At 62.2% G+C, this 11,533-nt stretch carries 8 protein-coding genes and 1 pseudogene; 3 read left to right on the plus strand and 6 right to left on the minus strand.

What is annotated here, in order from left to right:
* Positions 1-71: 71 nt before the first annotated feature.
* Positions 72-512 (plus strand): annotated as a pseudogene (locus ACIGEK_RS04785) (methyl-accepting chemotaxis protein); the annotation flags it as partial.
* Positions 513-578: 66 nt separating this feature from the next.
* On the opposite strand, the gene mgtE reads toward ACIGEK_RS04785, so the two are convergent.
* The 6 genes from mgtE to ACIGEK_RS04815 form a co-directional block, all read right to left on the minus strand.
* The gene (gene mgtE / locus ACIGEK_RS04790) at positions 579-2,222 is read right to left on the minus strand and encodes a magnesium transporter (RefSeq protein WP_397492190.1); all 1,644 of its coding nucleotides are present in this window, start codon (positions 2,220-2,222) and stop codon (positions 579-581) included.
* An 81-nt stretch (positions 2,223-2,303) separates the two neighbouring features.
* Positions 2,304-3,410, minus strand: coding sequence for an agmatine deiminase (gene aguA / locus ACIGEK_RS04795; RefSeq protein WP_397492191.1), 1,107 nt, complete (start codon positions 3,408-3,410; stop codon positions 2,304-2,306).
* 108 nt (positions 3,411-3,518) lie between these two features.
* Positions 3,519-4,400 carry an N-carbamoylputrescine amidase gene (gene aguB / locus ACIGEK_RS04800; RefSeq protein ID WP_397492192.1) on the minus strand — a complete coding sequence of 294 codons (882 nt, stop codon included), beginning with the start codon at positions 4,398-4,400 and terminating at the stop codon, positions 3,519-3,521.
* 302 nt (positions 4,401-4,702) lie between these two features.
* Positions 4,703-4,912 carry a ribosome modulation factor gene (rmf, locus tag ACIGEK_RS04805; protein WP_304870380.1) on the minus strand — a complete coding sequence of 70 codons (210 nt, stop codon included), beginning with the start codon at positions 4,910-4,912 and terminating at the stop codon, positions 4,703-4,705.
* Positions 4,913-5,068: 156 nt separating this feature from the next.
* On the minus strand, positions 5,069-6,649 hold the full coding sequence (gene gshA / locus ACIGEK_RS04810; protein WP_397492193.1) for a glutamate--cysteine ligase: 1,581 nt from the start codon (positions 6,647-6,649) through the stop codon (positions 5,069-5,071).
* Positions 6,650-6,872: 223 nt separating this feature from the next.
* Positions 6,873-9,215, minus strand: a complete 2,343-nt coding sequence (locus ACIGEK_RS04815; RefSeq protein ID WP_397492194.1) for a Tex family protein — start codon at positions 9,213-9,215, stop codon at positions 6,873-6,875.
* Between the two features lie 225 nt (positions 9,216-9,440).
* On the opposite strand from ACIGEK_RS04815, the gene ompR reads away from it, so the two are divergent.
* Positions 9,441-10,175 (plus strand): two-component system response regulator OmpR, encoded by a 735-nt coding sequence (gene ompR / locus ACIGEK_RS04820; RefSeq protein ID WP_397492195.1) that lies wholly within the window; start codon positions 9,441-9,443, stop codon positions 10,173-10,175.
* 6 nt (positions 10,176-10,181) lie between these two features.
* The gene (locus ACIGEK_RS04825; RefSeq protein ID WP_397492196.1) at positions 10,182-11,495 is read left to right on the plus strand and encodes an ATP-binding protein; all 1,314 of its coding nucleotides are present in this window, start codon (positions 10,182-10,184) and stop codon (positions 11,493-11,495) included.
* Positions 11,496-11,533: the final 38 nt, after the last annotated feature.

An 11,533-nucleotide genomic window follows, 5' to 3' on the forward strand; every position in this document is an offset into this window, starting at 1 on the left:
AGCTGGCGTTTGATATTGCTCGCGAAACTGACGAGAGCGCAATTAAGGGCGCTGAAACGGTTGAAAAAACAATGCAGGTGGTACGTGGCATTGCCGAGGAGCTGACGCATGTTTCCGAGAATATTGGCGCCTTGAACACCCAGTCCGAACGTATCAGCAGCATTGTCCAAGTTATTCGCGGTATCGCCGAGCAAACCAATTTACTGGCGCTGAATGCAGCCATTGAAGCTGCCCGTGCTGGCGAGCAGGGGCGCGGTTTTGCCGTTGTGGCGGACGAGGTGCGTAACCTGGCGGCCCGCACCAGCCAGGCTACAGTCGAGATTAACGACGTCGTGCGCCTCAACCATGATCTAGCGCTGAAAGCGGTCAGTGGCATGGATGGCAGCAAGCAGAAGACTGAACAGGGCGTGCTATTGGCCAACAAGGCCGGTGCAGTGATGCTGGAAATTCGTGATGAAGCCCAGCGTGTGGTGGATGCTATCGGTCAGTTCACCGAAGCCATGCAGGATTGAAAAATACGCCCGGCTTAAGCCGGGCGTTGTCGTTCAGTGTTGGCTATGGGCCATCGTCCTGCCTGGCTAGAGCAACAACAGGGTGGCCAGGCCGAGAAAGGCAAAAAAGCCGATCACATCGGTCACGGTGGTCAGAATCACGCTGCCGGCCAGCGCTGGGTCAATACCCATGCGGTGCAGCAATAACGGAATGCCCCAGCCGGCCAGTGTGGCGCACAGCAAGTTGAGCAGAATGGCCGCGCCGAGTACGGCACCAATCCCCCAATTGCCAAACCACAGCACCGCCAGCAGGGCGATCACCACCGACCAGAGTATGCCGTTGAGGATGGAGATACCCAGTTCGCGGTTTAGCAGAATGCGGATGTTGCCTTTCTGCACCTGGCCTAGCGCCAGACCGCGGATCACTAAGGTCAGGGTCTGGCTGCCGGCGATGCCACCCATGCTCGCCACAATTGGCATCAGCACCGCGAGGGCCACCAGCTGCTCCAACGTCGCCTGAAATAAGCCGATAACCCAGGCCGCGCCGAAGGCCGTGAGCAGGTTGATGCCCAGCCACAGGGCGCGACGACGTGCGCTGACCAGTACGGGGGCAAAGATGTCGGCCTCATCGTCGAGGCCCGCCATGTGCATCAAGGCGCGGTCGGAGTCTTCGCGGATCAGATCGATTACGTCGTCCACAGTGATTCGGCCGATCAGCCGGTTGCTGGCATCGACCACCGGTGCAGACAGCAGGTCGTGGTCCTGAAACAGTCGGGCCACTTCGTTGCCGCTGGTATCGACGGCGATGCCGGTGATGTCGTCGTGCATCAACTCGCTGACGCGCTGGTCGAGTTCGGCGGTGACCAGCTCGCTGAGGCGTAGCGCGCCTTGATAATGGCCTTTACGGTCCACCACCATCAGCAGGTCAGTCTGCGGCGGTAGGCGTTCGAGCAAGCGCAAGTAGCGCAGCACTGCCCCAGCCCGAACGTCGGCGCGAACCTGAATCGGGTCGGCGTTCATCAGGCCGCCAGCTGAGTCCTCGGGGTAGGACAGCATCGACTCAAGCTGCTGGCGCTGCGCCGCGCTGCTGGCGTGCAACAGCTGGTTACCCAGTTTGGCTGGTAAGGCCTGAATCAGGTCGACGCGATCATCCAGCTCGAGCTGTGCGGTGGCGGCGATCAGGTCCTCAGGGTCGAGTTCCAGTGCTAGCGCGGTGCGGATCTCATCATGCAGATAGGTGAGCACTTTGCCGGCCCGCTCGGTCTCAACCATGCTCCAGGCGCGTTGCCGTTCAGCGGGCGGCAATGCTTCCAACAGCCCGGCGACTTTGGCGGGGTGCATGCGCTGCAGCAGTTTACCCAGGCGTTTCAGCTTGCCCTGGGCCAGTGCCTGGCGCACGGCTTCAAGATGATTGCTTTGATGCAGGTTGTCCGTCAGCTCGCCCGGCGCTGGATTGGTCTCGGACGAATCACCGAGCAACTCGGCTTTCAGGGTGAGGCTGAGGTGCTGCAAGGTGCGTTCTTCCAGATCGGGGTTGATCTGTTGCCATAGCGCCAGGCGTTGCGCGCTGTCGAGGCGCTCCAGCAGGGCGGCGATTTTGCCAGGGTGCATGCGGGCGAGCAGTTTGCGCACGCGTTTGTTTTTGCCGTCAGCGAGCGCTTGGGCAATGGCATCGCTTTCAGTGCGGCTGTGTTGTGGCAGGTCGTCGGGCGCTATAGGAGTTGGCTTCATGGGCTCAGCCTAACATCCGCGCGCTGATATATGCCTCAGCAGGTGCTCGTACTGCGCACGAACACCTGCTGAGGGCTGCGCTTAGCCTTGTTGCGGAGCAGGTTGCTGCTGGGTGATGCAGTGGATATTGCCACCGCCCAGGAGAATTTCGCGGCCTGGAACCATGACTACGCGGTGCTGCGGGAACAGGCGCTGCAGAATCGCTTCTGCCTCGGCATCCTTGGGGTCGTCGAACTTGGGCGCGATGATGCCGCCGTTGACGATCAGGAAGTTGACGTAGGAGCCGGCCAGGCGGATCGACGGATCACGCTCCTGGGTGCCGGCCGCCAGATCGACCCCGGCGCATTCTTCATCTGTCGCATACAGCGGGCCGGGAATTGGCATCTTGTGTACGACTAACTTACGGCCCTTGGCATCCCGCACGCTTTCCAGCACGCGCATGGCGGCTTGGCAGCGTAGGTAGTTGGGGTCGTTGGCATCGTCGGTCCAGGCCAGCAGCACTTCGCCGGGGCGCACGTAGCAACAGAAGTTATCGACGTGGCCGTCGGTCTCGTCATTGAACAGGCCGTCCGGCAGCCAGATTACGCTGTCGATGGCCAAGTGATCGGCCAGGTACTGCTCGATCTGTTCGCGGCTCAGGTGCGGGTTGCGGTTGGGGTTGAGCAGGCATTCCTCGGTGGTGATCAAGGTGCCTTCGCCGTCGACGTGGATCGAACCGCCTTCAAGGATCAGCGCATCGGTACGGTAGCGCTGCTGCCCTTCGATCTGCAGGATCTTGCGCGCTACCTGATCGTCACGCACCCAGTTGGCGTACAACCCGCCATTCAGACCGCCCCAGGCGTTGAACGCCCAGTCCACGCCACGCACTTCGCCGCTGTTATTGGTGACGAAGGTCGGCCCGGTGTCGCGCACCCAGGCATCGTCGGTGGTGATCTCCACCACGCGGATATTGGCGTGGGCCAGGCGCTCACTGGCGTTTTCATACTGGCCGGCGGACACGCACACGGTTACCGGTTCAAACTCGGCAATCGCCCTGGCTACTGCAGTGAACGCGGCTTGCGCAGGCTTGCCGCCCAGGCGCCAATTGTCCGGGCGCTCGGGCCAAACCATCCAGGTCTGGCTGTGGCTTTCCCATTCGGCAGGCATGCGGAAGCCGTCGGCGCGTGGGGTAGTCGTCAGGGTTGTCATAGGTTCACCAAAACATTGAGCAGGGACGGATGGGGCGAGGGTTGATACCCATCGAGGGGCATGATGGGTATCAACGCTGCGCGACTCAACCCATCCTACGAGGCGTTTTTATTCGGAGGTCAGATGGCCGTCGAGGGTTTTCAACGGGCCGTAGAGGTTCGGGCGGCGGTCACGGAAGCTACCCCAGGCGCTGCGGATGTGCTCCAGCTGATCCAGGTCGAAGCTGTGCATCAGCACCGCTTCGTCGGTTTCGTTGGCTTCCTGCACCATGGCGCCGAATTGGTCGGCAATAAACGACGAGCCGTAGAAGTTGATGTGGTAGTCGCCCTGGTCTTCACGGCCGATGCGGTTGCTGGCGATCAGCGGCATCAGGTTAGCGCCGGCGTGGCCCTGCTGTACGCGCTGCCAATGGTCGCGCGAGCTGATGCTTGGGTCATGCGGCTCGGTGCCGATGGCGGTCGGGTAGAACAGAATTTCGGCACCGAGCAGCGCCATGCTGCGCGCGCACTCGGGGAACCACTGGTCCCAGCAGATGCCTACGCCGATCTTGGCGTAGCGCGTATTCCATACCTTGAAGCCGGTGTCGCCGGGGTTGAAGTAGTACTTCTCGTGGTAGCCCGGGCCGTCCGGGATATGACTTTTCCGATAAATCCCGAGGTTACTGCCGTCGGCGTCAATGATTGCGATGCTGTTGAAGCGCGCCCGCCCGGCCAGCTCGTAGAAGCTGATCGGCAGTACCACTTGCAGTTCCTTGGCGATTTTCTGGAAGTGCAGGATCGCCGGGTTGCTCTCGGCCGGCGTGGCCAGCTGCAGATAGTCCGGGTTGGGCTTCTGGCAGAAGTACGGGGCCTCGAACAGCTCTTGCAGCAGGATGATCTGCGCGCCCTTGCCGGCGGCCTGACGCACCAACCGCTCAGCGTTGGCGAGATTCGCGGCGGTGTCCCAGGAACAGGTCATCTGGGTGGCAGCGACGGTAACGATACGGGGCATGGTTTTAGCACCTCAAGAGCAGTTGGGGCGGTCATCTGACACTAGCAGAGGCCTGCGACTGTGCCATGCCTCGTGGGTGAGTCATGGCAGTGGATGGCCTATTTATATCCGATAAAAATCGGCTTTAAAAGCAAAATATAAGACGATGAACGGAATTTAATCGATTTATATCGAATAAAAATCGAATTAAGTCGCTGCGGCAAAGCAAACGCCGATCAAAGGCAAGGTGATACGCGGCCACGCAGGCTGAAGTGCTGCAGGCGAGGAAGAGTTTCAGGGCGGGTGTTGGCTAGGGCGGGGGATCAGGCGCTGTAGCGTTTGTGCAGCTCGAATTGCTCGTGGCCGTCGTCCCAGCCGGCTTCCCAGGCGGCGATCAGCACATCGGCGGCGAGCCCGCGCGGGGTGTTGGTTTGTCCGGTCATGCCTGCCATGTAGCCTTGTTGGTAAGCCTTGTTGAGGCTTTCCAGGCTCCAGTGCTGGTCATCTTCCGTGTTGAGGTCGGCGCAGGCCATGGTGGCAGCTCGCAGTGGATTTACCCGTGCAATGCTAGCCGCATCGCCCAGGCAGGGCTGCGCCGCTGATCCCGCTTTTGCCACCGCTGGCAGTTTATGTGATGCAGTTGGCGAAATGCCGGCCTGATTCAGACCGGCGTACTCACCGAGCTGGATTTAGACCGCCAGGGCCAGAATGCTGGCCTGATAGGCGGCAGCAAAGCTGTCGAAGTCGCCATCTTCATGCGCTTCCAGCTCGGCCTGTTGCTGCAGCGATTGAGCGGTGCTGACTTCGAAGGCTGCTTGCTGTTCAGTGCTCAGTGGCTGGCTGCGGAAGTATTCGGCGTGCAGTTTGCTTTGACGCAGGGCGAATTCGGTAAAGCTCAAACCCTGTTGCAGCTCTGCGAGTACTTGCGCGGACGGCGTCAGGCTCGGATCGGCGACCTTGGCTTGTTGCGCCTGCAAAGCGTGCTTGTGGGCATTGCTGCCCAGATTCTGGTCGAGCAGTTCGGCCAGCGGCAGGATTTGCTCAAGCAGCTCACTGGCCCAGGATTGCAGCACCACTGGCTGTCCGTTGCGCTGCAGTTGCAGGCCTGGCCGGCGACCTTCCTTAACCACGCTGAGGAAGTTATCGGAGCAGGCGTGGCATTCACCGCTTTCCAGCAGCGGACTGTCTTGCAGTGCGCAGAACAACAGGAAGGCATCGAGGAAACGCGATTCGGTCAGGTCGATCCCTAATGGCAGGAAGGGGTTGATGTCCAGGCAGCGCACTTCCACATACTGCACGCCACGGGCCATCAGCGCCTGAATCGGCCGCTCGCCGCTGTAGGTCACGCGTTTCGGGCGGATATTCGAGTAGTACTCGTTCTCGATCTGCAGGATGTTGGTATTCAGCTGCAGCCACTCGCCGTCCTTCTTCGCACCGATTTCCACATAGGGCGGGTATGGCGTACCGACGGCCTGGCGCAGGCTGTCGGTGTAGCTGGTCAGGTCGTTGTAGCAGGGCGTCAGGCCGGCTTGGGCATTGCTCTGGTAGCCCAGGTCGCTCATGCGCAGGCTGGTGGCATAGGGCAGGTAGAGGGTTACTGCGTCCAGCTCCTGCAGCTGGTGCGGGCGGCCGCGCATAAAGCCCTTGTGCAGCGCCGGCGAGGCGCCGAACAGGTACATCAGCAGCCAGCTGTAGCGGCGGAAGTTACGGATCAGGGCGATATAACGTGCCGACTGATAGTCCCGCGCGCTGCGCGTATCGCCTTCGGCTTGCTGCTGCAGTTGCCACAGCGTTTCTGGCAGCGAGAAGTTGTAATGGATGCCAGCGATGCACTGCATGGTTTTGCCATAACGCAGGGCCAGGCCCTTGCGGTAGACGTACTTGAGTTCGCCGATATGTGAGCTGCCGTAGCGGGCGATCGGGATCGTCTCTTCGTCCGGCAGGGCGCAGGGCATCGATGGACTCCACAGGTATTCGCCATCCAGCTTGCTGTAGGCGAAACGGTGGATCTGTTCTAGATCTGCCAGGGTCGTTGCCGGGTCAGGCTCGGCCGGGGTGATAAATTCCAGCAGCGATTCGGAATAGTCGGTGGTGATCTGCGCGTGAGTCAGCGCCGAGCCGAGGGCAGCCGGGTGCGGCGTCAGCGCTAGTTGGCCGTCGCCATCGACGCGCAGGCATTCGCGCTCGATACCGTGCAGGCATTGGGAAAGCAGGGAGAGGTTGGCGCGCTCGCCAAGCTGGGCCAGGCGGCGGGGTAACAGGTCGCTCAAGATTGCATTCCTTCACGCATCGGTCGCCTCAATATGGGGACGACAGGCGTGCTCTACAAGGGGGCGAGAAAACCGCGATCAGCGGTCGATAGCGCTTTATAACCCGAGGCGGGTGAAGAAGGTTATAGCTGGGCGCTGTGCTTTTGCGCCAGAGCGACGCGCGAGAGGCGGGCGCGGGGCCCACGGACATAGATCGTATGTCCGTGGGCCTGCGGGCGTTGGCTTATTTCTTCAGTTGTTTAGCGTTGGCAAACAGCGCTGCCATGCCGCCGCTGGCCGGAGCCGGCTTTTCCTGGCTGGAGTGACGCTCGCTACGCGGTGCATTGCCGGCGGGCTTGCCGCCACGGGATTGCCCGCCACGCGTCCCTTCGATTTTCTCACCTGGGGTGTCGCCCATGCGCATCGACAGGGCGATACGGTTACGTGGAATGTCCACTTCCATGACCTTGACCTTGACCACGTCGCCGGCCTTGACCGCCTCATGCGGGTCTTTGATGAACTTCTCCGACAGCGCCGAGATATGCACCAGACCGTCCTGGTGCACGCCGATGTCGACGAAGGCGCCGAAGTTGGTCACGTTGGTGACTACGCCTTCGAGCATCATCCCCAGTTTGAGGTCGTTGAGTGTTTCCACGCCTTCCTGGAACTCGGCAGTCTTGAACTCGGGGCGCGGGTCGCGGCCGGGTTTTTCCAGCTCGCTGAGGATGTCGCCGATGGTCACCAGTCCGAACTTGTCGTCGGTGAATTGCTTCGGATCGAGACGCTTGAGGAAGCCCGAGTCGCCGATCAGCGAGCGAATATCGCGGCCGGTGTCGGCAGCAATGCGCTGCACCAGCGGGTAGGTTTCCGGGTGCACGGCGGATGCGTCGAGTGGGTTGCTGCCGTTCATTACACGCAGGAAGCCAGCGGCCTGCTCAAAGGTCTTGTCGCCCAGACGCGGCACTTTGAGCAGGTCGGCGCGGCTGTTGAACGCGCCGTTGGCGTCGCGGTGCGCCACGATATTCTGCGCTAGGGTGGTGTTAAGGCCGGAAATCCGCGCCAGCAGGGCAGCGGAGGCGGTGTTCACATCCACGCCGACGGCGTTTACGCAGTCCTCGACCACCGCATCCAGCGAGCGCGCCAGCTTGAGCTGCGACACGTCGTGCTGGTACTGGCCGACGCCAATGGATTTCGGGTCGATCTTTACCAGTTCCGCCAGTGGATCCTGCAGGCGGCGGGCGATGGATACGGCACCGCGCAGCGACACGTCCATGTCCGGGAACTCTTTGGCGGCCAACTCGGACGCCGAGTACACCGAGGCGCCGGCTTCAGAGACCATGACCTTGGTCAGATTCAGGCCCGGCAGTTTCTTGATCAGGTCGGCAGCCAGCTTGTCGGTCTCGCGGCTGGCAGTACCGTTGCCGATGGAGATCAGGTCGACAGCATGTTTGGCGCACAGCTTGGCGAGGATCGCCAGGGTGCCATCCCAGTCATTACGTGGCGCGTGCGGGTACACCGTGGAGGTTTCCAGCACTTTGCCGGTGGCGTCGACCACGGCCACCTTGCAGCCGGTGCGCAGGCCCGGGTCCAGTGCCAGGGTGGCGCGCGGGCCGGCCGGGGCGGCTAGCAGCAGGTCGTGCAGGTTACGGGCAAATACGTTGATCGCCTCGTCCTCGGCGCCTTCGCGTAGTTCGCCGAACAGGTCGGTTTCCAGGTGAGTGTAGAGCTTGACCTTCCAGGTCCAGCGCACCACTTCGCCCAGCCATTTATCCGCGGCGCGGCCACGGGCGCTGATGCCGAAGCGCTCGCCGATCATGCCTTCGCACGGGTGCATACTGCCCGACGGAGCGCCGCCCGGAAGCTCGTCGCCGACTTTCAGGCTGGCGCTCAAAATGCCTTCATTACGGCCACGGAAGATCGCCAGTGCGCGGTGTGACGGTGCGCCCTTGAGCTTCTCGTCGTGCTCGAAGTAATCGCGGAACTTGGCGCCTTCGTTCTCTTTGCCGGCAACCACGCGGGCGCTGAGGATGGCGTTGTCCTTGAGGTAGCTGCGCAGGCTGGCCAGCAGGTTGGCGTCCTCGGCGAAGCGCTCCATGAGGATGTACTTGGCGCCTTCGAGCACAGCCTTGATGTCGGCAAATCCCTTTTCCGCATCGATAAAACGTTCGGCTTCGCTTTCCGGCGTCAGCGTCGGGTCGTTAAACAGCGCGTCGGCCAGCTCGCCGAGGCCGGCTTCCAGGGCGATCTGGCCCTTGGTGCGGCGCTTCTGCTTGAACGGCAGGTACAGGTCTTCCAGGCGGGTCTTGGTTTCGGCCAGGTTGATTTCGCGGGTCAGCTCCGGGGTCAGCTTGCCCTGTTCCTCGATGCTGGCGAGGATGCTGGCGCGGCGCTCGTCGAGTTCGCGCAGGTAGCGCAGGCGCTCTTCCAGGTTGCGCAGCTGGGTGTCATCCAGGCTGCCGGTGACCTCTTTGCGGTAGCGTGCGATAAACGGCACGGTGGAGCCTTCATCGAGCAGCGCCACGGCGGCGGCGACCTGTTGCGGGCGTACGCCCAGTTCTTCGGCGATGCGGTTGTTGATGCTGAGCATAGAAAAAGCTACCCACACTGAAACGAAAAACCGGCCACGCAGACCACGGGCCAGACACGAAAGCCGCGCATTATAAACACTGCCCGGCAACGCACCGGGAACCAGTCGGGGAAAAATCTGCTAACAATGGGCTGCACGTCGGCTGCGGCTCCTGAGCCATAATGCCGGCCATTGCACACTGCCAGCGCGTCCGCGCCCGGCGGATGCCCGGACAAGGAGCCCTGAATGAGCAGCACTGCACTTCCCGCTGAAGGCGAAAAAATCCTTATCGTTGATGACGACGCTCGTCTGCGTCGCTTGCTTGAGCGCTTCTTCGACGAGCAGGGCTACCGCGTGCGCGCGGTAGAGAACGTTGAACAGATGGACCGTCTGCTGGCCCGCGAGCTGTTCAACCTGGTGGTCCTCGACCTGATGCTGCCGGGCGAGGACGGCCTGTCCGCCTGCCGTCGCCTGCGTGAGGCGAACAATCAGGTGCCGATCATCATGCTCACCGCCAAGGGCGACGAGGCCAGCCGTATTCAGGGCCTGGAGCTGGGCGCTGACGATTACCTGGCCAAGCCGTTCAACCCACGCGAGCTGCTGGCGCGGATCAAGGCTGTGCTGCGTCGCCAGGTCGCGGTAGTGCCAGGCGCGCCGGGCAGCGAAGACGAAAGTGTGAGTTTCGGCGAATACGAACTGTCCCTGGCCACCCGCGAGCTGAAGAAGGGTGACGAGGTGCATATGCTCACCACCGGCGAGTTCGCCGTGCTCAAGGCGCTGGTGCAACACGCCCGCGAGCCGCTGACCCGCGACAAGCTGATGAACTTGGCCCGTGGCCGCGAGTGGGACGCCCTGGAGCGCTCCATTGATGTGCAGATTTCCCGCCTGCGCCGGCTGATCGAGCCGGACCCGTCCAAGCCGCGCTATATCCAGACGGTCTGGGGCGTCGGCTATGTATTCGTGCCGGACGGTAATAAATAGACCTTGATGAAAACCCCTCTCTGGTTTCCGCAAAGCTTCTTCGCCCGCACGTTGTGGCTGGTGTTGATCGTGGTGCTGTTCTCCAAGGCGCTGACCCTGGTTTATCTGATGATGAACGAGGACGTGCTGGTCGATCGCCAATACAGCCACGGCGCGGCGTTGACCCTGCGCGCCTACTGGGCGGCGGACCCGGAAGACCGCGCCACCATCGCCGAGGCTGCCGGGCTCAAGCGCGTGCCGCACGAGCAGGTGCCAGCCACCGAGCAGCACTGGCCGTACAGCGAGATTTTCGAGCGGCAGATGCGTACCGAGCTGGGCCCGGACACCGAGGTGCGGGTGCGCGCCAAGAGCCCACCGGCGCTTTGGGTGCATGCGCCAGCGTTGGGCGACGACTGGCTGCGGGTGCCACTGTATCCGCACCCGCTGCGTGGCCAGCGGATCTGGAGTGTGCTGGGCTGGTTCCTGGCCATCGGTCTGCTGTCGACGGCGGCGGCGTGGATTTTCGTGCGTCAGCTCAGTGCGCCGCTCAAGCGCCTGGTATTTGCTGCCCGGCAGATCGGTAAGGGGCGCAGCGTGCGCCTACCGGTGGGGGATACGCCGAGCGAGATGACCGAGGTGTACCGCGCCTTCAATCAGATGGCCGAAGACGTCGAGCAGGCGGCCCGCGAGCGTGAGTTGATGCTCGCCGGGGTGTCGCATGACTTGCGTACGCCGTTGACCCGGCTGCGCTTGTCCATGGAATTTCTGCACACCGACTCGGAGCTGACCGAGGACATGGTGCGCGATATCGAGGACATGGATGCGATTCTCGACCAGTTCCTGGCCTTTATCCGTGACGGCCGTGACGAACCGCTGGAACAGCTCGACCTGCTGGAGCTGATCCGTGAAGTGGTTGCGCCCTACAACCAGAAGCAGGAAATGGTGCGTTTGTGTCTGGAGTCCGTACCAGCCTTCCCGTTGCGTCGGGTGTCGCTCAAGCGGCTGCTGGTCAACCTGATCGAAAACGCCTTGCGCTACGGCGGCAATGCGGTGGAAGTGGCGGTTTCCCTGTCTGGCGACCACAGCGCGCCCTATGTGGTGCTCAGCGTGCTAGACCGCGGTGCAGGCATTGATCCGGCTGAGCTGGGTAGCATCGTCAACCCCTTTATCCGTGGTGACCGCGCCCGTGGCGGCCAGGGTGCCGGGTTGGGGCTGGCCATCGTCAAGCGCATTGCCGCGTTGCACGGCGGCAGCGTCGAGTTGCGCAACCGCTCCGGTGGCGGGCTGGAAGCGCGGGTGTGCCTACCCTTGGGGCTGTTGTTACCGCGCGACGCCGTCTAGAACGCACTGGCATACTGTCATCACTGCGCTGAACTATG

Origin of the sequence: Pseudomonas sp. NPDC079086, assembly GCF_044542155.1 — a bacterium.
Lineage (GTDB): Bacteria > Pseudomonadota > Gammaproteobacteria > Pseudomonadales > Pseudomonadaceae > Aquipseudomonas.

Coding starts and splice junctions, on each gene's coding strand:
- aguB (WP_397492192.1), bottom strand. CDS start 4,400: ATGCCCCGTATCGTTACCGTCGCTGCCACCCAGATGACCTGTTCCTGG.
- ompR (WP_397492195.1), top strand. CDS start 9,441: ATGAGCAGCACTGCACTTCCCGCTGAAGGCGAAAAAATCCTTATCGTT.
- ACIGEK_RS04815 (WP_397492194.1), bottom strand. CDS start 9,215: ATGCTCAGCATCAACAACCGCATCGCCGAAGAACTGGGCGTACGCCCG.
- mgtE (WP_397492190.1), bottom strand. CDS start 2,222: ATGAAGCCAACTCCTATAGCGCCCGACGACCTGCCACAACACAGCCGC.
- rmf (WP_304870380.1), bottom strand. CDS start 4,912: ATGGCCTGCGCCGACCTCAACACGGAAGATGACCAGCACTGGAGCCTG.
- ACIGEK_RS04825 (WP_397492196.1), top strand. CDS start 10,182: ATGAAAACCCCTCTCTGGTTTCCGCAAAGCTTCTTCGCCCGCACGTTG.
- aguA (WP_397492191.1), bottom strand. CDS start 3,410: ATGACAACCCTGACGACTACCCCACGCGCCGACGGCTTCCGCATGCCT.